General features: G+C 63.8%; 20 protein-coding genes. 9 read left to right on the top strand and 11 right to left on the bottom strand.

What is annotated here, in order from left to right; translation table 11 throughout:
- Positions 1-22 precede the first annotated feature (22 nt).
- The 7 genes from nuoN to BG57_RS00070 all read left to right on the top strand — a co-directional run bounded on the left by nuoN (position 23) and on the right by BG57_RS00070 (position 5970).
- Entirely contained in the window at positions 23-1495 is a 1473-nt protein-coding gene (gene nuoN, locus BG57_RS00100) for an NADH-quinone oxidoreductase subunit NuoN (RefSeq protein ID WP_035959375.1), read from the top strand.
- A complete protein-coding gene (locus BG57_RS00095; protein ID WP_035959373.1) occupies positions 1495-1815 on the top strand; it encodes a DUF2818 family protein in 321 nt (106 codons plus the stop codon). Before nuoN ends, BG57_RS00095 begins: the two co-directional genes overlap by 1 nt.
- 46 nt (positions 1816-1861) lie before the next feature.
- Complete coding sequence (locus BG57_RS00090; protein ID WP_035959372.1) at positions 1862-2461, top strand: NUDIX domain-containing protein; 600 nt, start codon at positions 1862-1864, stop codon at positions 2459-2461.
- 188 nt (positions 2462-2649) lie between these two features.
- Positions 2650-3099: a DUF1178 family protein gene (locus BG57_RS00085; RefSeq protein WP_035959371.1), complete on the top strand. Its 450-nt coding sequence runs from the start codon at positions 2650-2652 to the stop codon at positions 3097-3099.
- Positions 3100-3151: 52 nt separating this feature from the next.
- Entirely contained in the window at positions 3152-4348 is a 1197-nt protein-coding gene (locus BG57_RS00080; protein ID WP_035959370.1) for an acyl-CoA dehydrogenase family protein, read from the top strand.
- Between the two features lie 10 nt (positions 4349-4358).
- Positions 4359-5492 (top strand): acyl-CoA dehydrogenase family protein, encoded by a 1134-nt coding sequence (locus BG57_RS00075; protein WP_035959369.1) that lies wholly within the window; start codon positions 4359-4361, stop codon positions 5490-5492.
- A gap of 19 nt (positions 5493-5511) precedes the next feature.
- The gene (locus BG57_RS00070) at positions 5512-5970 is read left to right on the top strand and encodes a MaoC family dehydratase (RefSeq protein ID WP_035959368.1); all 459 of its coding nucleotides are present in this window, start codon (positions 5512-5514) and stop codon (positions 5968-5970) included.
- 24 nt (positions 5971-5994) lie between these two features.
- Here BG57_RS00070 and BG57_RS00065 read toward each other — a convergent pair whose 3' ends face one another.
- The 7 genes from BG57_RS00065 to BG57_RS00035 all read right to left on the bottom strand — a co-directional run bounded on the left by BG57_RS00065 (position 5995) and on the right by BG57_RS00035 (position 13193).
- The gene (locus BG57_RS00065; RefSeq protein WP_035959366.1) at positions 5995-7218 is read right to left on the bottom strand and encodes an acyl-CoA dehydrogenase family protein; all 1224 of its coding nucleotides are present in this window, start codon (positions 7216-7218) and stop codon (positions 5995-5997) included.
- Positions 7219-7239: 21 nt separating this feature from the next.
- Positions 7240-8337 carry a phosphotransferase gene (locus BG57_RS00060; RefSeq protein WP_035959365.1) on the bottom strand — a complete coding sequence of 366 codons (1098 nt, stop codon included), beginning with the start codon at positions 8335-8337 and terminating at the stop codon, positions 7240-7242.
- A 31-nt stretch (positions 8338-8368) separates the two neighbouring features.
- Positions 8369-9094, bottom strand: a complete 726-nt coding sequence (locus BG57_RS00055) for a histidine phosphatase family protein (RefSeq protein ID WP_035959364.1) — start codon at positions 9092-9094, stop codon at positions 8369-8371.
- Between the two features lie 3 nt (positions 9095-9097).
- Positions 9098-9886 (bottom strand): oxepin-CoA hydrolase, alternative type, encoded by a 789-nt coding sequence (locus BG57_RS00050; protein WP_035959363.1) that lies wholly within the window; start codon positions 9884-9886, stop codon positions 9098-9100.
- Positions 9883-11424, bottom strand: a complete 1542-nt coding sequence (locus BG57_RS00045) for a 3-hydroxyacyl-CoA dehydrogenase (RefSeq protein ID WP_035959362.1) — start codon at positions 11422-11424, stop codon at positions 9883-9885. Before BG57_RS00045 ends, BG57_RS00050 begins: the two co-directional genes overlap by 4 nt.
- A 62-nt stretch (positions 11425-11486) precedes the next feature.
- Positions 11487-12659, bottom strand: coding sequence for a pyridoxal phosphate-dependent aminotransferase (locus BG57_RS00040; protein WP_152562468.1), 1173 nt, complete (start codon positions 12657-12659; stop codon positions 11487-11489).
- A 51-nt stretch (positions 12660-12710) separates the two neighbouring features.
- A complete protein-coding gene (locus tag BG57_RS00035) occupies positions 12711-13193 on the bottom strand; it encodes a putative toxin-antitoxin system toxin component, PIN family (protein ID WP_035959359.1) in 483 nt (160 codons plus the stop codon).
- 56 nt (positions 13194-13249) lie between these two features.
- Between BG57_RS00035 and yaaA the strand changes: the two genes are divergently transcribed.
- Positions 13250-14029, top strand: a complete 780-nt coding sequence (yaaA, locus tag BG57_RS00030) for a peroxide stress protein YaaA (protein ID WP_035959358.1) — start codon at positions 13250-13252, stop codon at positions 14027-14029.
- Positions 14030-14076: 47 nt separating this feature from the next.
- On the top strand, positions 14077-15246 hold the full coding sequence (locus BG57_RS00025; RefSeq protein ID WP_035959357.1) for a M14 family metallopeptidase: 1170 nt from the start codon (positions 14077-14079) through the stop codon (positions 15244-15246).
- A gap of 90 nt (positions 15247-15336) precedes the next feature.
- Here BG57_RS00025 and BG57_RS00020 read toward each other — a convergent pair whose 3' ends face one another.
- The 4 genes from BG57_RS00020 to BG57_RS00005 all read right to left on the bottom strand — a co-directional run bounded on the left by BG57_RS00020 (position 15337) and on the right by BG57_RS00005 (position 19042).
- Positions 15337-15954 (bottom strand): BspC domain-containing protein, encoded by a 618-nt coding sequence (locus BG57_RS00020; protein ID WP_035959355.1) that lies wholly within the window; start codon positions 15952-15954, stop codon positions 15337-15339.
- 138 nt (positions 15955-16092) lie between these two features.
- Positions 16093-16767 carry an energy-coupling factor ABC transporter permease gene (locus tag BG57_RS00015; protein WP_035959816.1) on the bottom strand — a complete coding sequence of 225 codons (675 nt, stop codon included), beginning with the start codon at positions 16765-16767 and terminating at the stop codon, positions 16093-16095.
- Between the two features lie 68 nt (positions 16768-16835).
- The gene (locus tag BG57_RS00010) at positions 16836-17645 is read right to left on the bottom strand and encodes a response regulator transcription factor (RefSeq protein WP_035959354.1); all 810 of its coding nucleotides are present in this window, start codon (positions 17643-17645) and stop codon (positions 16836-16838) included.
- Between the two features lie 185 nt (positions 17646-17830).
- Positions 17831-19042 carry a DUF2863 family protein gene (locus BG57_RS00005; RefSeq protein ID WP_035959353.1) on the bottom strand — a complete coding sequence of 404 codons (1212 nt, stop codon included), beginning with the start codon at positions 19040-19042 and terminating at the stop codon, positions 17831-17833.
- Positions 19043-19416: the final 374 nt, after the last annotated feature.

Raw genomic sequence — 19416 nt, 5'->3', positions numbered from 1 at the left:
CGTGCGGAGGAACTAAAAGATCATGCAAAACGCCCCTATGAGTGTGCTGTTGCCCGACGCGGTCCTGATGGCCGCGGTCGTCGTGGCCTGGTTGAACGACACCATCTTCGGACCGTCGAGCCGTCGCGTCACGTATCTGATCGCGCTGTTGTCGACGATCGTCGTCGGCGTGTGGTTCGCCTTCACCGCGCTCGATCCGACGCCGCACTACTTCTTCACGCGCATGTATGTCGTCGATCCGTTCGCGAGCGCGATGAAAGCGGTCGTGACGCTCGGGTACGCGGTGTCGATCATCTATTCGCGCAAGTATCTGGAAGACCGCGATCTGTTCCGCGGCGACTTCTTCCTGCTCGGCCTGTTCTCGCTGCTCGGCCAGTGCGTGATGATTTCGGGCAACAACTTCCTGACGCTGTATCTCGGTCTGGAACTGATGTCGCTGTCGCTGTATGCGGTCATCGCGCTGCGTAAGGACGCGCCGCAGTCGAACGAATCGGCGATGAAGTACTACGTGCTCGGCGCGCTCGCTTCCGGTTTCCTGCTCTACGGCGTGTCGATGCTGTACGGCGCGACCGGCTCGCTCGAACTGAACGAAGTGCTGAAGGCGGTGGCTTCCGGCCGCATCAACGACGCCGTGCTGCTCTTCGGCGTGATCTTTATCGTCGCGGGCGTGGCGTTCAAGATGGGCGCGGTGCCGTTCCATATGTGGGTGCCCGACGTCTATCAGGGCGCACCGACCGCCATGACGCTGCTCACTGGCGGCGGCCCGAAGGTCGCGGCGTTCGCCTGGGGCCTGCGCTTCCTCGTGATGGGCCTGCTGCCGCTGGCGGTGGACTGGCAGGAAATGCTGGTGATTCTGGCGGCGCTGTCGCTGATCGTCGGCAACATCACGGGTATCGTGCAGCGGAACATCAAGCGGATGCTGGCTTACTCGGCCATCTCCAACATGGGTTTCGTGCTGCTCGGCCTGCTTGCGGGCGTCGTGGACGGCAAGGTGACGGGCGCGGCAGGCGCATACAGCTCGGCGATGTTCTACAGCATCATCTATCTTGTGACGACGCTTGGCACGTTCGGCGTGGTCATGCTGCTCGCGCGGCGCGACTTCGAAGCCGAAATGATCGACGACTTCAAGGGCCTGAATCAACGCAGCCCGGTCTTCGCGTTCGTGATGATGGTGATGATGTTCTCGCTCGCCGGCATCCCGCCGACGGTCGGCTTCTACGCGAAGCTCGCCGTGCTCGAAGCGACGATGAACGCTGGCCTTACGTGGCTCGCAGTGCTGGCCGTCCTGACTTCGCTGGTCGGCGCGTTCTACTATCTGCGTATCGTGAAGCTGATGTACTTCGACGCGCCGCAGGACGCATCGCCGATCGTGGCCGGTGCATTCAATCGTTCGCTGCTCGCGTTCAACGGTCTGGCCGTGCTGGTGCTCGGCCTGGTTCCCGGTCCGCTGATGACGGCGTGCCTGCAGGCGATCTCGCATACGCTGCCGCTGTAATGTCGGCGGCGGGCTGGTTCATCGTGCTGTTGGCGCTCGTGGGCGCCAACATTCCCTTCCTGAATCAGCGCCTCTTCGCCGTCGTGCCGTTGCCGCTTCCCGCGTCGACGGGACGCAAGGCGGCGAAGAAAAGCGCCTGGATCAGAATCGGCGAGTTGATCGTTCTGTACTTCGTCGTCGGCGCGCTCGGCTTCACGCTCGAAGCGCGCGCCGGCAATCGCTTCAGTCAGGAATGGCAGTTTTATGCCATTACCTTCAGTCTCTTCGTGGTGTTCGCGTTTCCGGGCTTCACGTACCAATACCTCGTCAAACGCCGCTGATGGTTCTGCCGTCAGCGGCTTGTTTGCATCCAAGCTAGGGTTCAGCATGGCAGATCACACGTCCACTCCCGGTAGCGACGATGGCCTTATCGAAAAAAAGGTCGAAAGCGTCACGTTGCACGAAGGCAAATTTCTGACGCTCAAGCGCGACACCGTGGCTTTGCCCGACGGCAAGCATGCGACGCGCGAGTTCGTCGAGCATCCGGGCGCGGTGATGATCCTCCCCGTGTTCGACGATGGCCGCGTGCTGCTCGAACGCCAGTTTCGTTATCCGGTCGGCCGCGTGGTGCTCGAGTTCCCGGCGGGCAAGCTCGATCCGAACGAGGACGAACTCACGTGCGCCAAGCGCGAGTTGCAGGAAGAGACGGGCTATAGCGCGCGTGAGTGGACGTTTCTGACGCGCATTCATCCGGTGATTTCGTATTCGACGGAATTCATCGATCTGTATCTCGCAAGCGGCCTGACCGCCGGCGACGCGAAGCTCGACGAGGGAGAATTCCTTGAAACGTTCATCGTGGATCACGCGCAGCTGATGACGTGGGTTAAAGACGGAACCATCAGCGACGTGAAGACGATCATCGGCGCGTTCTGGCTCGAGAAGCTGCGCTCCGGCGAGTGGCAGGCGGGCGATCCGGTCAAGGCTTGAGCCAAAGCGTCAGCGGATTCGAAAGCGGCCCACGTGGCCGCTTTTGTCGTTTGTATGCACTCGAACGGCCAAGCGTCGCACCGGTTGAACAGCTAGAATCTAAAAGCCGGACGCATCATCGCGCTCCGTCACGAACGACCGTTCACAAACAGCAGTTCCGAGATTAAACTTCACGAAGCCCCATCAGCATGAAGGTCCTCGATTTAAAGTGCGCGCACGAACATCGCTTTGAAGGCTGGTTCGCTTCGGCCGACGAGTTCGAGTCGCAATTGGCGCGCAAGCTGGTCGCCTGTCCCGTTTGCTCGGCGACGGACGTCAGCCGCATGCCGTCCGCACCGCGGCTGAATTTGACGTCGGCGCGCGGAGATGCGCCCGCATCGGCGCAGCCGCCGGTTGCCGCCTCCGACGCCGCCGCGCTTCAGGCCCGCGCGCTGAAGTTCATGCGCGAGCTCGTCGAGAAGACGGAAAACGTGGGGGAGCGTTTTGCGGAAGAGGCGCGGCGCATCCATTACAACGAAGCGCCCGCGCGCAATATTCGCGGCGTCACGACGCCGGAAGACGCGCATGCCTTGCTCGAAGAAGGAATCGAAGTGATGCCGCTGCCGGTGCCGGCAGCGTTGAAGGAGCCGCTGCAGTAGAGCGCGAGCGCGGCGTCTCCGAAGGCTTCGGCACGATAAGGAGACACCGCGCATGGATCTCGACTATTCCCCTGCGGACAACGCCTTCCGGGCCGACGTCCGCGCCTGGCTCGACGCCAGTCTGCCGCGCGCGCTGCGCGATAAAGTTCTCGGACACAAACGCCTGAATCGCGATGACTACGCGAGTTGGCACAAGCTGCTGGCCGCACGCGGCTGGTCGGCGGTCGCGTGGCCGAGGGAATACGGCGGCCCCGGCTGGGACGCCACGCAGCGCCACATCTGGGACGAGGAATGCGCCCGCGCCGGCGCGCCGATCGTGCTGCCGTTCGGGGTGTCGATGGTCGCGCCCGTGCTGATGAAATTCGGCAGCGACGCGCAAAAGTCTCGTTACCTTCCCCGCATCCTCAATGGCGACGACTGGTGGTGTCAGGGCTATTCCGAACCTGGCGCGGGGTCCGACCTCGCGTCGCTGCGCACTCGCGCCGAGCGGCAAGGCGATCACTACGTCATCAACGGGCAAAAGACCTGGACGACGCTCGGCCAGCACGCCGACATGATGTTCTGCCTCGTGCGCACCGACAGCAGCGCGAAAAAGCAGGAAGGCATTTCATTCCTGCTCGTCGATATGAAAACGCCGGGCATCACCGTGCGCCCGATCATCACGCTCGACGAAGATCACGAGGTCAACGAAGTCTTCTTCCAGGACGTGAAGGTGCCGGTCGCCAATCTCGTCGGCGAGGAGAATCACGGGTGGACGTACGCGAAGTATCTGCTTGGCCACGAGCGCACGGGCATCGCGCGCGTCGGGCAATCGAAGCGGGAACTGGCGTTCCTCAAGCGCCTCGCGCTCGATCGGAACAAAGAGGGCAAGCCGCTGCTCCACGATCCCTTGTTTGCGGCGAAGGTCGCGGCGCTCGAAATCGAATTGATGGCGCTGGAGGTGACGGTGCTGCGTGTCGTCGGGAGCGAGACGGGCGGGAAGGGCCTCGGGCCGGAAGCATCGATGCTCAAGATCAAGGGCACGGAAGTGCAGCAGACGTTGACCGAGTTGATGTTCGAAGCCATCGGTCCGCAGGCCGCCGCCTTCGATCCGGCGTTCCTCGACGGCGAGCGGCAAACAGGCATTACCGGTGACGATGACGCCGCGCCGCTCGCGGCTTACTACTTCAATTTCCGCAAGACATCGATCTACGGCGGATCGAACGAGATTCAGAAGAACATCATCGCGCAGATGATTCTGGGACTTTGAGGAGCCGCCCATGAACTTCGACTTCAGCGATGAACAGCAGCAGTTTCGCGATGCGCTGCGCCGCTATCTCGACAATGAATACAGCTTCGATGTGCGGCAGAAAATCGTTGCATCCGAGTCCGGCGTCGATGACAAGCATTGGCGTGCTTTCGCGGAACTCGGCCTGCTTGCGCTGCCGGTTCCGGAAGCGCAAGGCGGCTTCGATGGCGGTCCGGTCGATATGCTCGCCGTCATGCAGGAGCTCGGGCGCGCGCTCGTCGTCGAGCCGGTCTGGGCGACGCTGACGGGAATCGAGGCGTTGCGGCTCGCCGCTTCGCAGGGAAGCGCGATAGCCAGTGAGCTGCTCGAGCGTGCCGCAACCGGCGATGTGCGCCTGACGGTCGCGTTCAACGAGCCACACGCGCGTTATGACGTGTTCGACTTGCGCGCGACGGCCACCTTGAGCGGCGATGCTTGCGCGATAACCGGCGTAAAGTCCGTCGTGCAGCACGGCGCGCAAGCGGATTACTGGATCGTGCCGGCACGCGTGGACGGTGAGATCGCGCTGTTTCTCATTGCGCGCGATGCGGCCAATGCGGGCATCACCGAATACCGCACGATCGACGGCCAGCGCGCCGCGACCCTCGTCTTCGACGCGACGCCCGCCACCCGCCTCGAAGGCTCAGGCGCAGCCACGCTCGAGCGCATCGCGGATCACGCGACGTTCCTGCTCTGCGCCGAAGCGCTCGGCGCGCTCGATGCGCTCAATCTCGCGACGGTCGGCTACACGAAAGAGCGCCAGCAATTCGGCGGGCCGATCGCGCGGTTCCAGGCGTTGCAGCATCGCATGGTCGACATGCTGATTCACACGGAGCAGGCGCGCTCGATCACCTATCTCGCCGCCGCGCGCTGCCGGCACGACGACGCCGCGACGCGCGCGCAAGCGATATCGGCGGCGAAGGCGCGTATCGGACAGGCCGCGCGCTTCGTCGGCCAGCAGGCGGTGCAGTTGCACGGCGGCATGGGCATGACGAACGAGTTGCCGGTCGCGCACTGGTTCAAGCGCTTGTCGATTATCGAGACGACGCTCGGCGACGTGGATCATCATCTCGCGCGCTTTGCATCGTCGCCCGCGTTTTCCATCACCAACATCACCAACGTTTGACGTTCACGAGGACCTTTGCATGACCTACAGCTTTGAAGACTTCGAAGTCGGCGCGGCGGTGACGCTCGGCGCCCATACCTTCACGCGCGAGGAAATCGTCGACTTCGCCGGCCGCTACGATCCGCAGCCGTTCCATCTCTCCGAGGAAGCGGGCAGGGCGTCGCATTTCGGCGGGCTCGTCGCGAGCGGCTGGAACACCTGCTCGGCGATGATGGGCATTCTGGTGCGCGACATGCTCGCCGATTCGACATCGATGGGATCGCCGGGCCTCGACAACATTCGTTGGCTGAAGCCCGTGCGCGTGGGCGATTCGGTGCGCCTCACGGTGCGCGTGCTCGACAAGCGCGTGTCGAAGAGCAAGCCGGATCGCGGCATCGTGTCGACGCGCTGGGAAGCGCATAACCAGGACGGCGAACTCGTCCTGACGGTCGATTCGGCCGCGTTGTTTGGATTGCGCGAGCCGGCATCGCAGTCTTGACGGCAGCCGTCGCGCGCTGGGTCGCTACTCGCGCGCGATGTATTTCGCCAACTCGAGCCGGGCGATCGCGTTGCGATGAACCTCGTCGGGTCCGTCCGCCAGGCGCAAGGTCCGCGCCGACGCATAGGCGTACGCGAGCGGAAAGTCATCGCAGACGCCGCCGGCGCCGTGCGCCTGTATCGCCCAGTCGATGACCTGACACGCGACGTTCGGCGCGACGACCTTGATCATCGCGATTTCGCCGCGTGCGCCCTTGTTGCCGACGGTGTCCATCATGTACGCGGCCTTCAGCGTGAGAAGCCGCGCCTGCTCGATCATGATTCGCGCCTGTGCGATCCGTTCCTGCGTCACGCCATGCTCCGCAATCGGCTTGCCGAACGCGACGCGCGAAAGCGTGCGCGTCGTCATCAGTTCGAGCGCGCGTTCCGCGAGCCCGATCAGCCGCATGCAGTGATGGATGCGCCCCGGCCCGAGCCGTCCCTGCGCGATCTCGAAGCCGCGTCCCTCGCCGAGCAGCATGTTCGCAGCGGGCACGCGCACGCGATCGAGCGTGATGTCCATGTGGCCGTGCGGCGCGTCGTCGTATCCGAAGACGTTCAGCGGGCGATGGATCGTGATGCCGTCCGCATCCGCCGGGACGAGGATCATCGACTGTTGCGCGTGCTTCGGTGCGTCGGGATTCGTCTTGCCCATCACGATGAACAGCTTGCAGCGCGGATCGCCCGCACCGGACGACCACCACTTGTGACCGTCGATGACATAGCTGTCGCCGTCGCGCACGATGCTGCACCGGATATTCGTCGCATCTGATGACGCTACTTCCGGCTCCGTCATCAGGAACGCCGAGCGGATCTCGCCGCGCAGCAGCGGTTCGAGCCATTGCGCCTTCTGTGCTTCGGCGCCGTAACGCTCGATGGTCTCCATGTTGCCGGTATCGGGCGCGCTGCAATTGAACACTTCCGGCGCCCACGGCACACGGCCCATGATCTCGCAAAGCGGCGCGTATTCGAGGTTCGTCAGGCCCGCGCCACGTTCCGACGCGGGCAGAAAGAGATTCCACAGTCCTTCGCTGCGGGCTCTTTCCTTGAGGCTTTCGACGAGCCGCGTCGGGACCCACGCATTGCCCGCCGCGCGATTCGCTGCGATCTCATCGAAGAACGCGCGCTCGTTCGGGTAGATGTGCGCATCGAAGAACGCAAGCAGCTTCTCGCGCAGCGCGTCGACTTTCGGCGTGTAATCGAAGTTCATGCGGTCGTATCCCCGTTGTGTTCATCGTCCGGCTTTCTGCGCGTATCGCCACGCGAGTTCGGCCATCGGGCGGGCGCGGCGTCCCGCGTCGACGGCCTGCGCGCTCGCGGCGGTGCCATCGGCGACGCGCTTCATGATGCCTTGCAGAATCGCCGCGATGCGGAACATGTTGTACGCCAGGTAGAAGTTCCAGTCGCCTTCGATCGCGAAGCCCGTGCGCTCGCAATAGCGCGCGACATACGCGGCTTCGTCGGGAATCCCGAGCGATGCCCAGTCCAGTCCGGCGATACCGCGAAACTGCGACGGATCGACATGCCACGCCATGCAGTGATACGCGAAGTCGGCGAGCGGATCGCCGAGCGTCGAGAGTTCCCAGTCGAGCACGGCGAGCACGCGCGGCTCGTCGCGATGAAAGATGAGATTGTCGAGCCGGAAGTCGCCATGCACGACGCTCGCTTTGCGTTCCGACTGAGGGGGAAGGTGTCGAGGCAGCCAGTCGATCAGCCGGTTCATCGCATCGATGTCCTCCGTCTGCGATGCGACGTATTGCTTGCTCCAGCGCCCGATCTGCCGCTCGAAGTAATTGCCCGGCTTGCCATAGCTCGCGAGACCGGCGGCTTCGGCATCGACCGTATGAAGGGCAGCGATCACGCGATTGGTTTCGTCGTAGATCGCGGCGCGTTGGGCCTGCGTCATGCCGGGCAGCGACGGGTCCCACAGCACGCGGCCGTCGACGAACTCCATCACATAGAACGCGCGGCCGATCACGCTCTCGTCCTCGCAGAGCGCCAGCATGCGCGCGACGGGCACGTCGGTGGCGGCGAGCGCGTCCATCACGCGGTACTCGCGCTCGATCGCGTGCGCCGACGGCAGCAGCTTCGCGGCCGGGCCGGGCTTCGCACGCATCACGAAACTGCGCGACGGCGTAACGAGCTTGAAGGTCGGGTTCGACTGGCCGCCTGCAAATTGCTCGATCTCGAGCGGCCCCGCGAAGCCATCGACGTGCGATGCGAGCCACGCGGCGAGCGCGCCGGTATCGAAGCGCTGCCGTTCGTGAACGGGGCGCGTGCCTTCGAATGCTGAAAAATCGGAGTGCTTGTCTGTGTCGTTGTCGGGCATTGTCTCCTCCGGTTTTGTGGGCGAAGCGTCGTCAGTTCATGCCGCTCGCCTTGAATCGCACGAATTGGGCGTAAAGCAGTTCCATCGTCGTATTGCGGACGCCGGCGTGCAGCGGCGAGGGCGGCGAATGGTTGATCGCGTGAACGACCCAGTCGCCGCTTTTGTCGCCGACATCGAGCGCGTTGATGCAGCCCGTCGCCTGCGACAGATGCCCGTAGAACGCGCGTCCGCCCGCCGTGATCGCATGCGAGAGCAGCGCGCGGTTGACGCCGCCGTGCAGCACGAGCAGCACCGTGTCCCACGCCGTGTCCGCGCGCAGGCGGGCCATCGCGGGCAGGGCGCGGTCGAGCAATTCGCCGATGGTCTCGCCGCCGAGAAACTGCGTGTCTTCGGGCACGACGCCGTCGAACACCGAAAGAAACGCACGCTCGATGTCGCTCGTCGACAGGTTCGCGAGCCGGCCGCCGCGTATCTCTTGCCATTCCGGCCAGATTTCGATTTCCGCCGCTTGCCCCGTTTCCGCGAGGACGCGTTGCACCGTCTCCACCGTGCGCGGCAGGCCGCTCGCGATCACGCGGTCGAAGCGGATCTTCTGCGCCGCGAACTCGCGCCCGGCCGCGCTCGCTTCCTCGCGGCCGCGTTCGTTGAGCGGCACGCTTTCGGGATCGATCGCGCGGCCGGTGTCGTCGAAATAAGTGACGTCGCCGTGACGCATCAGAAAGATGCGCCGCCGTTTCGGCAGTTCGTAGTGAGCCATGACTTAACGGTAGTTGGGCTGGCGCTTTTCGAGGAACGCGGTGATGCCTTCGAGCGCATCGCCGTGATGGAGGGCATCGACGAAGCAGTCGCGTTCCAGATCGAGATGCGCGGCGAGCGGCTGCACGTCCGCTGCGTTGATCAGCGACTTGATGCGCGCGAGCGCCTTCGGCGACACGCTGCCGAGATCGTCGGCCCAGGCGATCGCCGCATCCAGCGCGATGCCTTTCTTCGTCAGCCGGTTGACGACGCCCACCTCGTACAGCCGCACCGCGCCGATCGGCTTCGCTTCGAGCAGCACTTCGCTCGCGAGCGTGCGCGGCAGCGCGCGGGAGAGAAACCACGAAGCGCCACCATCCGGCGTGAGGCCGACGCGTGCGTACGACATGACGAAGCGCGCGTCGTCGGCGGCGACGATCAGATCGCACGCGAGCGCAAGCGAAAAGCCCGCGCCGGCCGCCGCGCCTTCGACAGCCGCGATCACCGGTTTCGTCGATGCCCGCAGCGCGCTGATCCATTCCGCGAGCAAGTCGATGCTTTCGGCCTGTACCGATGGCTCCTTCGCGCGATTTTCCAGCAGGCGATTCAGATTGCCGCCCGCGCAGAAAAAGTTGTCCGCGCCGGTGAGGACGATGGCGCGCACGGAGCTATCGCGCTCGGCGGTCGAAAGCGCTTCGATGCCCGCGGCGTACATGTCCGGATGCAGCGCGTTGCGTGCGCCCGGATTCGACAGCTTCAGCACGAGCGTGGTGTCGCTGCCCGCCGGGCGGTGTGTCAGAAGTTCGGCGCTCATCGGCGCTCCTCGTCGTGGGTGAGCGAAAGTCCGAGCTGCGCGCGGCGCGTGAGCCACGGCGAAGGGCGGTAACGCGGATCGCCGAGCACGCTTTGCATGTTGCGCAGGATCGTGAGGATGGTCGTCGCGCCGAGCGAGTCGCCGAGCGCGAGCGGCCCGCGCGGATAGCCAAGCCCGAGCGTCACGGCGAGGTCGATATCCTCCGGCGTCGCGATGCCTTGCTGCGCGATATCGCAGCCGATGTTGACGATCGTCGCCACGACGCGTTGGGCGACGAAGCCGGTCGAATCGCGAATCATGGTGACGGGCACGCCATCGGCGGAGAAGAGCGCGTGGGCGGCGTCGCGCATCGCGGGCGTGGTCGCGGGCGTCGTCATGACCGTGCGGCGCGCGACGGTATCGAGCGGAAAGAGCGTGTCGACGGCGACGACGCGCGTGGCGTCGAGATGTTCGGCGACGGCGGTCGTCGTCGCATCGAAGCCGAGCGGCGTGACGACGATCAGCGATTCCGGCGCGGGCGTGATGCCGCAATCGATGTGAATGCCGGCGTCATGCTTCGCAATCACTTTCAGCACTTGCTCGCGCGCGGCGTGCGATGCCCGGCTGATCCACACGCGGGCCGGCAGTTGCGTCGGCGCGGGCGCTTCTTCGGGCGCTTGCTGCTTGCCATCGACATAACGATAGAAGCCTTCGCCCGCCTTGCGTCCGATCAGTCCGCCCGCGAGCCGCGTGCCGGTGATCGGCGACGGCGTGAAGCGCGGCTCTTCGTAGAACTGGTGATAGATGGATTCCATCACCGGGTGCGAGACGTCCAGCGCGGTCAGGTCGAGCAGTTCGAACGGCCCGAGCCTGAAGCCCGCCTGCTCGCGCATGATGCGGTCGATATCCGCGAAGCTCGCGACGCCTTCGCTCGCCACGCGCAGGCCTTCGGTGTTCATGCCGCGTCCCGCGTGGTTGACGATGAACCCCGGCATGTCCTTCGCGCGCACCGGCGTGTGACCGATGCGGCGCGCGAGCTGCATCAGCGCATCGCCGGCGCGGGGATCGCCGCGCAGTCCGTCGATGACTTCGGCGACGCGCATCAGCGGCACAGGGTTGAAGAAGTGGAAGCCCGCGACGCGCTCGGGTTTCGAACAGCCCGCGGCGATCGCGGTGATCGACAGCGACGACGTATTCGACGCCAGAATGCACGACGCGCCGACCACGGCTTCGAGTTCGCGAAAAAGTTCGCGCTTGATGTCGAGTTTCTCGACGATCGCCTCGACGACCGCGCCGCAATCGGCAAGCTCGCTCAGGTCTTGCGCATCGTGGACGAGGGCGAACGCGGCGTGCGCGTCGGCCTCCTTGATCTTGCCCTTGGCGGCGAGCTTGCCGAAGGTCTCCGACAGATACGCGCGCGCGGCGTCGAGCGCGGCCGGGTTTGAATCGTAGAGACGCACGGTCAGCCCGGCGAGCGCGGCGATCTGGGCGATGCCGCGTCCCATCGCGCCGCTGCCGACGATGCCCAGCGTGTCGATCTTGTATTCCTGCGGACTCATGATGCGTTTCGTCTCCTCGATGTGCTTCGTCTGAACTGAAAGTCCGGCAGCGGAATCGACGTCTAGAGCTTGCTCAGCCGCTCCAGCGCGAGCGCCAGCGTTTCTTCCTTCTTCGCGAAGCAGAAACGCACGACGCCGGATTCGTGAGGCTCGTGATAGAACGCCGACACGGGAATGGCCGCGACGCCGATCTCGCTCGTGAGCCATTGCGCAAAGTCGGCCTCGGACATGTCGCTGATCGCCGAATAATCGACACACTGGAAGTACGTGCCGTCGCAAGGCAGCAGCGAAAAGCGGGTGTTCGCGAGGCCCGCGCGGAAGAAGTCGCGCTTTTTCTGATAGAACGCGGGCAGTTCCAGATACGGCTTCGGGTCTTCGAGATAGTGCGCGAGGCCGATCTGCATCGGCGTGTTCACCGTGAACACGTTGAACTGATGCACCTTGCGCAACTCGGCGGTGAGCGCGGCGGGCGCGGCGACATAGCCGAGCTTCCAGCCCGTCACGTGAAACGTCTTGCCGAAGCTCGACACGACGAAGCTGCGCTTCGCGAGTTCGGGATAGCGCGAGACGCTTTCGTGCGGCGCGCCGTCGTAGACCATGTGCTCGTAGACTTCATCGGAGACGATCAGCACGTTGGTGCCGCGCACGATGTCTTCGAGCTTGCGCATGTCCGCTTCGCGCCAGACGCGGCCGGTCGGATTGTGCGGCGTGTTGATCATCAGGAGCCGCGTCTTCGGCGTGATCGCGGCGGCGATCTTGTCGAAGGGCAGCGCGTAGTCCGGCGCTTCGAGCGATACGAACACGGGCTTGCCGCCCGCCAGTTCGATCGCGGGCACGTAGCTGTCGTACATCGGCTCGATCACGACGACTTCATCGCCCGGATGCACGCAGCACAGCACGGCGGTGAGCAGCGCTTGCGTCGCGCCCGCGGTGACGGTGATTTCGCGGTCGGCGTCGTAGGCGCGGCCATAAAGCGCCTCGATCTTGCGCGCGATGGCCTGACGCAGCGGCGCGGCGCCGGCCATCGGCGGATACTGGTTGTGGCCGTCGCGCATCGCGGAGGCGACAGCATCGACGATGCGCGGATCGCAATCGAAATCAGGAAAGCCCTGACCGAGATTCACCGCGCCTTTTTGGGCGGCGAGCGCGCTCATCACGGTGAAGATGGTCGTGCCGACGTTCGGCAGACGCGACGGAAAGGACAGCTCGGGTGACGCTTCAGGCATGGATTGCATGGCGTTCATGGTGATTGTTGGACGTGGGCTGTGCGGTTCTCGCGCACGCTTTCAGGCAGGTTCGGCGACGACTCCCGCTTCGAATGCCGCGACGAACGGCTTCGGCTCGGCGATACGGAACGCGAAATCGCGCGCGACGCGGCGCGCGAGCTTCAACACCGCGCGGTCCTTCGAAACGAGCCAGTCCGCGTTCGAAGCATGCGCGAGTTCGAGAAATTTCTGATCGTCGCGGTCGCGGCACTTCGGCAAAGGCCGCTCGTCCGCCGGCGCTTCCGGTGCGATCAGTGTCGACAGACGCGCGAGCGTATCGAGTGCCGCTGCCTTGTCGATGCCGATGCGCACGAACTGCGGATAGTCGAGCACGTGCGTCAGTTCGGCGAGACAGCGGGCATCGATCAGCGCGTCGAGCGTGCGGGCTTCGAGCGCGGCGCGGATCGGCCGGGTGGCGGGATCGTCGAACACGAGGATGTCGATCCACACGTTCGAATCGAGCACGACGCGCGCTCTGGCGGGTGACGCGGCGGAATTATCCATTCGATACAATCGGGGGTTTATGCCTATGATCGTCGGCGGGGTGCCGGCGAGCCTCCATGATAATCGTTCTCTCGCCTGCCAAATCGCTCGACTACGAGACGCCCGCCCATATCAGGAAACACACGCTGCCGGATTTCGTCGATGACGCCGCCGAACTCATACAGGGCTTGCGGCAACTTTCGCCGCAGCAGATCGGCGGCATGATGGGCATTTCCGATCAGCTCGCGACGCTGAACTTCCAGCGCTACGCCGAATGGTCGAAGACCTTCGACGCGCAGAACTCGAAGCAGGCGGTGCTCGCGTTCAACGGCGACGTGTACGAAGGCTTCGCGGCCAGGACGCTCACCTCCGCCGATCTCGATTTCGCGCAGAGCCACGTGCGCGTGCTGTCGGGGCTGTATGGGCTGTTGCGGCCGCTGGATCTGCTGCAGCCGTATCGGCTGGAAATGGGCACGAAGTTTCCGAACGCACGCGGCAAGGACCTGTACGCATTCTGGGGCGAGCGCATCACGGCGGCGCTCAACGAGCAGTTCAAACGGCAGCGCGGCGCGCGCGTGCTGGTGAATTGCGCGTCGGGAGAGTATTTCAAGTCGGTGAGGCCGAAGCTGCTGGAGGTGCCGGTGATCTCGCCGGTGTTCGAGGACTGGAAGGGCGGGCGGTACAAGATCATTAGCTTTCATGCGAAGCGCGCGCGCGGGTTGATGGCGCGTTACGCGGTGCAGAATCGCATCGACGAGCCGGAGGCGCTGAAGGGTTTCGACAGCGAAGGCTACCGGTTCGACGCGAAAGCATCGAACGATACGACTTACGTTTTTCGCCGCCGCATCGCGGAGTGACCGCCAGTGGCATTCATGCATCGCGACGCAGAGCAAGGGACATCCACATGAGCATTTCCATCACCAGCAACTTCGACGCGGGCGCGATCGAAGTCATCGACGCCGGCAATCCGGCGGACATTCGTCTGCGCGTTCGTCCGGATAACCGCGCCGACTTTGCGCAGTGGTTTTACTTTCGCGTATCGGGCGTGCGCGGCGAGCGTCTCGTGATGACGTTCGAGAACGCGTCGAAGTGCGCCTTTCCCGAGGGCTGGCGCGACTATCAGGCGGTCGCGAGCTACGATCGCGTGAACTGGTTCCGTGTGCCGACGCGGTATGACGGCACGGTGCTGGTCATCGACCATACGCCGGATTTCGATCGCATCTACTACGCCTACTTCGAGCCGTACAGCGAGGAGCGCCATGCCGAGTTTCTCGGCGCGCTTCAGCAAATGCCGCACGCGAGGCTGACCGAGCTTGGCCGCACGGTCGAGCATCGGCCGATGTCGCTGCTCACGCTCGGTCTCGACAACGAGCCGGACGCGCGGGCGAAGAAGCACGTCTGGATCATCGCGCGTCAGCATCCTGGCGAAACGATGGCGGAATGGTTCGTCGAAGGGCTCGTCAAGCGCCTCGCGGGCTGGGGCGACTGGTCCGGCGATCCGGTTGCGCGCGCGCTGTTCGATCGCGCGGTGTTTCATATCGTGCCGAACATGAACCCGGACGGCGGCGTGCTCGGCAATCTGCGCACGAATGCGGCGGGCGCGAATCTGAATCGCGAATGGATGGAGCCCAGCGCCGAGCGCAGCCCCGAAGTGCTGCTCGTGCGCGACGCGATCCGGACGACCGGCTGCGACATGTTCTTCGATATCCACGGCGACGAAGCCATTCCGTACGTGTTCGTCGCAGGCTCCGAGATGCTGCCGGGCTTCACCGCGCAGCAGGCGAGAGAGCAGAAAGCCTTCGTCGATTTCTTCAAGCAGGCGAGCCCGGACTTTCAGGATGTCCACGGCTATGAGTCGGGCAAGTATCAGTCGGATGCGTTGAAGCTCGCGTCGAAGTACATCGGCAATGAGTACAAGTGCGTGTCGCTCACGCTGGAGATGCCGTTCAAGGACAACGCGAACCTGCCGGACGAGCGCGTCGGCTGGAACGGGGAGCGGAGTGCGGCGCTGGGAGCATCGATGCTTCAGGCGATTCTTTGGCACCTGCAGGCATTTGCCGACGGCGTCGCGTGAGTTCATCGGGGCATCGCTGAAGCGCGATAAAACGAAGGGCGTGGCCATCTTCCGATGGCCACGCCCTTTGCCTATGTGCCTTCCCGAAGCTCAGTGCTTCTTCGAAGTCTTCTTCGTGCTGCCCGACGATGCCTTCGTTGACTTCGTGGACGCCTTGCTCGTGGTCTTTGCCTTGCCTGCCGATGCCGCCGGCTTGCTCTTCGCGCCGTGCTTCCCGCCGCGTGCCGTGCTTCGCGCAGCAGGCGCTTCGGTGCGCGGACGCAGGGGCGGCACGGGGTCGTTCCAGCCGAACGCGAGCATCTGACTGCCGACATAGCCGCAGCGGAACTTGAGCGGCGTGGAATCGTTCTCGCCGCTCTTCGACATGCCTTGTCCCTCGACCGTCACGACGTTGTCGACCTTGATGCGCTGCTTTTTCTCATCGAAGGAATCGTTCCAGGGCTCGATGGTGGAATGCGAGGGATCGAAAGAAGAGGGAGGAAAGTCGACGTGATCGAACGCCGCCGATGTGCTGGCGATGAAGTTGCCGTGCGCGGCGCAATCGGCAACCAGCGGGTTGGCGTTGTAATCGGTGACGAAGTGGTGAATCAGTTCATTGCGCTCGTCGAGCGTATCGGCAAAGGCGGATACCGCGCAGGCAAGCCATGCGCATACCGCGAACCGGCCGACGAGCCGCATGAGCCGGCGCGGTGCGTAGTTACTTTCCATCAATTTGGCGCTAAGAAGACACGGGCAAGTAAGATGCCTCGTGTGGGGAAGGAGTTCAATCTTATCGTACTTTGTGCGCGCTTCGGACCGCCTGAAGTCCGAGATGACGTTGCCGGGCAGGTAAAAAACCCGGCGCGTTCAGACGCGAGGCCCGCGGTCGAGCCGGTAACGACGGACGTCGTAGGTGGTGATCCACGCGGGCTTATACACCGTAATCAATATGGTGAGCAGCCCGGTGAAGAGCGCCTCGCCGATGCCAAGCAGCAGCGAGCCGCGCGTAAATGACGCAGGAACATTGATGTGACCGCCGGCAAGCGCCATCTCTAGAAGCACCGTCGCGCCGCATGCAGCAGCAACTGCCGCCGCCGAAGTGACGAATCCGTGGCCGACGATGAACGTGAAGAGATTGCGAGGCAGCCACGCGTTGGAGAGACGTTGCAGCAAAGTCGACACCCCGACGGGAAGCGCGCCGAAAAGCAGGTACGTGGTGGCAACCGAGAGCCACGAGGCATCGAGTACCACTGCGGCAAGTCCCGTGCTGGCGGCGGTGCCGATGAGCGCCAGCCGCCAGTCGAACAGCGTGACCATTAGCGTTGCGCCCAGCAGATGGATGACGGGGCCGTCGTCGAACCATGCATTGCACGCCCATAGCACGGTCACCGACACGATGACGCCCAGCCACACGTGCTGAAGCGTAGCGTCTTGCAGCCGGCTGAACGGCCGCTGCACCAGTACGAGTGCGAGCAGCCCCGCGGCGACAATCCAGCTGCCGAGGGTCAGCCAAAGCGGTAGCGGTGTGTAGAAGAACCCCATGCCTTGCATATTACTCGTTGCGTGTGAAACGTGTGCGCAATCCACGAACCCACTTTTCGCGATTGTTGCTAAAACGAAGCCTCGGGCTCGGCCGCCATCGGCAGGGGCGCGGCTGCGTCATCCGTTAGCGGCGAATACTGGATATGCCGATGACGCAGCGGGATCACGTTGGATTCGCCGGGCTTGGGGCGTATCGATCGTTGCGCCTCGCTGCGCAGGACTTCGAGATGCGAGTTCTGCACGCCGTTATAGATGGCGACGGCAGCCGCGCGATTCGTCGCGCCGAGTTGCTGAAAGATGCTCGCAAGGTGAATCTTGACCGTGCCTTCACTGATGCCGAGCGTCTTCGCAATCATCTTGTTCGTGCTTCCCATATGGACGCATCGCATGATCTGATGCTGGCGCGGCGACAAGGTCGAATGAATCCGTGTGGGGCGCGGAAGTGCGGCGTTGTTCTGAAAGCGGCGCAGGGGAAGGTCGCGCAGCGGCTCCAGGTCGATGACATCGGGCGGCACATAGTGGCCGCCGATCAGCACCATCTCGAGCGCGCGGAGGATCAAAACGGGTTCGAGGGTGCGCGGAATGACGCCCATCGCGCCGGCGCCCATCAGCATGTACACCTGCGCAGCTCCGCAGCGGTCCACCACCGTGGCGGCGGGTACGCCCGGCGCGTTATCGAGCAATGTCTCCAGATCGCTCATGCGCAAAGTCTCCGCCCAGTCGATGACGATCATGCTGGCCTCGGTGCGCTTCAGCGCGGAAGCAGCTTGCCGCCAGTCTTTCGCTTCGGTGAACTGTGCTTGACGCGCGATACGGCGCAGCAATGTTTTCAGGCCCGCACGGCGCTCCGCGTCCGAACCCATGATGATAATTTTCATGCTTGACCTCGTTTCAATACGTCCGCCGCCATTCGCGACGGGTCTCGACGCCGGCAATCTGTCGGTGTCGACGTCATATTGACAAACTTCCGGTCGTTCCGCCCCCTATCCGAAAGGCATAAGCAAAATGGACAAAGCCCCGCGCGAGGCGGGGCTTGGCTGGACGGCGAGATGGCTGAGTCGGGTCAGTGAAAATGAGGTTGCGCGGGCTCGGCGTCTTCGGGCATTTCCGCGTGGACGATCTCGCCTAAGGGATCGGCATACAGCGGAACGCCGCAGTCGTCGCAAAATTCCGGCTCGAAGCGGCCGGCATGGCGACGAACATCCGAGACGCCTGCTTTCCTCAACAGTTCGACGATCTCTTCGATGGGACCGTCTTCCCCCTCCAGGTCGCCTTCGTCTTCCATATCGGTGTCCGCGTTTTCACGGCCATATAGCGGCCAGACGACGCCGTAGATCACGTCGTTGCTGCCGCGGCGCGTGAAGCCGATGCGGTATTCGTCGATGCGCCGCTCCCCGAAGCCGGCGATAACCGCTCGCAATTCCTGCGGCGCGGTGCCGAGCGTATCGAAAAGATAGCGGACGGCGGTGCGAACGGTATGGGGACGAACTTGCTCGTCGGCATCACGGCACGCCGAATAGTAGGCATCCGGCAGCAGGCATTCGAATTCACAGCCGGGCAGAATCGTCGCGAAGCTCGCACCGCCTTGCGTTGCCCACTGCTCAAGACACTGACTACGCTCGACCCGCACGCCGTTCTCTTCTTGTTGCCAGCGGAAGAACGCGGCGTCCGCCGGAACGACAGCCAGTGCGAGCAAGAAGCGCGGGTCGGCGAGAATCGGCGAGGTTTCAGGCAAGTCCGACAAGTTCAGGCGGGCCGTGGCGCCGCCAAGCGCAGTCTGCATCAACTGTTGCGCGAGACGCGCGGTGTCCACGTGATGGCGCGGCAACTGGTCGATGCTGTACAGATAAGGCGCGACGGCGACGCGCGCGTCCGAAGCAAGGACATGCGCTTGCAATTGCGTACGAAGGGCGTCGACGGTATCGCTTTTGAGTGTCCCCGATGGGATCGCGTAGCGCGTCCAGGCCAGCACGGGCGCCGCGATCAACAGCGCTTCGTGCGGGGCGCCATCGATGTCGATGCGGAACGACTCGCTGTGAGTTTCGGCCATATCGGCCAGAGCGCCGTAGGCATCGGGATGATTCTGCTGGAGGTGATCGAGCGCGGCATCAAGTGTCGTCTGGTTGCCATTGCGCACGAGTTTGGCGACGAGTGTGTCGAGGCGGCTTTCCCAGAATCGATCCTCGACGCGGCTGCCAGAGGCGAACAGCGCGAGGGAGAGACTGACGAGCTTGTCCGCGTCTGGGGGAATACGTTTAGCGGTTCGCGTGCGCATATCGATACAAGTTAATTGGGGCAGTGAACCTTTTATTGTAGTCGCTTGGGCGCTTGTTTTACCGGAGCGTTCGTCGTCGAAGGACATGAGCGACGAAGCGGCGCGCCCCACGCGATCGGCGGGGACGAGCGACGTGCCGTAGCGCGCTAGAAATTTCACGTTGCAGCCCTTGCATATTGCGTTCGGGCTAACTAGAATTCCGTTCCTTCGCGATTCACGGAACGCGAAGGAAGCGGGAGTAAGCGGTTCGGAGGGGTGCTGGAGATGAGCGGTAAAACATTCTCTCGAGCGCAGTCAGCAAGTAAAGCGGTTCAAAAACTTGTTGACAGACTTCGAAACGATGTTCATAATCTCGTTTCTCTGCTGCTGATGCA

Origin of the sequence: Caballeronia grimmiae, assembly GCF_000698555.1 — a bacterium.
GTDB lineage: Bacteria > Pseudomonadota > Gammaproteobacteria > Burkholderiales > Burkholderiaceae > Caballeronia > Caballeronia grimmiae.
This window is presented reverse-complemented; position numbering and strand designations above follow the sequence as displayed.

Bases quoted from the DNA above. Each gene is read 5' to 3' on its own strand.
- nuoN (WP_035959375.1), top strand. From the start codon at position 23: ATGCAAAACGCCCCTATGAGTGTGCTGTTGCCCGACGCGGTCCTGATG.
- BG57_RS00095 (WP_035959373.1), top strand. From the start codon at position 1,495: ATGTCGGCGGCGGGCTGGTTCATCGTGCTGTTGGCGCTCGTGGGCGCC.
- BG57_RS00090 (WP_035959372.1), top strand. From the start codon at position 1,862: ATGGCAGATCACACGTCCACTCCCGGTAGCGACGATGGCCTTATCGAA.
- BG57_RS00085 (WP_035959371.1), top strand. From the start codon at position 2,650: ATGAAGGTCCTCGATTTAAAGTGCGCGCACGAACATCGCTTTGAAGGC.
- BG57_RS00080 (WP_035959370.1), top strand. From the start codon at position 3,152: ATGGATCTCGACTATTCCCCTGCGGACAACGCCTTCCGGGCCGACGTC.
- BG57_RS00075 (WP_035959369.1), top strand. From the start codon at position 4,359: ATGAACTTCGACTTCAGCGATGAACAGCAGCAGTTTCGCGATGCGCTG.
- BG57_RS00070 (WP_035959368.1), top strand. From the start codon at position 5,512: ATGACCTACAGCTTTGAAGACTTCGAAGTCGGCGCGGCGGTGACGCTC.
- BG57_RS00065 (WP_035959366.1), bottom strand. From the start codon at position 7,218: ATGAACTTCGATTACACGCCGAAAGTCGACGCGCTGCGCGAGAAGCTG.
- BG57_RS00060 (WP_035959365.1), bottom strand. From the start codon at position 8,337: ATGCCCGACAACGACACAGACAAGCACTCCGATTTTTCAGCATTCGAA.
- BG57_RS00055 (WP_035959364.1), bottom strand. From the start codon at position 9,094: ATGGCTCACTACGAACTGCCGAAACGGCGGCGCATCTTTCTGATGCGT.
- BG57_RS00050 (WP_035959363.1), bottom strand. From the start codon at position 9,886: ATGAGCGCCGAACTTCTGACACACCGCCCGGCGGGCAGCGACACCACG.
- BG57_RS00045 (WP_035959362.1), bottom strand. From the start codon at position 11,424: ATGAGTCCGCAGGAATACAAGATCGACACGCTGGGCATCGTCGGCAGC.
- BG57_RS00040 (WP_152562468.1), bottom strand. From the start codon at position 12,659: ATGCAATCCATGCCTGAAGCGTCACCCGAGCTGTCCTTTCCGTCGCGT.
- BG57_RS00035 (WP_035959359.1), bottom strand. From the start codon at position 13,193: ATGGATAATTCCGCCGCGTCACCCGCCAGAGCGCGCGTCGTGCTCGAT.
- yaaA (WP_035959358.1), top strand. From the start codon at position 13,250: ATGATAATCGTTCTCTCGCCTGCCAAATCGCTCGACTACGAGACGCCC.
- BG57_RS00025 (WP_035959357.1), top strand. From the start codon at position 14,077: ATGAGCATTTCCATCACCAGCAACTTCGACGCGGGCGCGATCGAAGTC.
- BG57_RS00020 (WP_035959355.1), bottom strand. From the start codon at position 15,954: ATGGAAAGTAACTACGCACCGCGCCGGCTCATGCGGCTCGTCGGCCGG.
- BG57_RS00015 (WP_035959816.1), bottom strand. From the start codon at position 16,767: ATGGGGTTCTTCTACACACCGCTACCGCTTTGGCTGACCCTCGGCAGC.
- BG57_RS00010 (WP_035959354.1), bottom strand. From the start codon at position 17,645: ATGAAAATTATCATCATGGGTTCGGACGCGGAGCGCCGTGCGGGCCTG.
- BG57_RS00005 (WP_035959353.1), bottom strand. From the start codon at position 19,042: ATGCGCACGCGAACCGCTAAACGTATTCCCCCAGACGCGGACAAGCTC.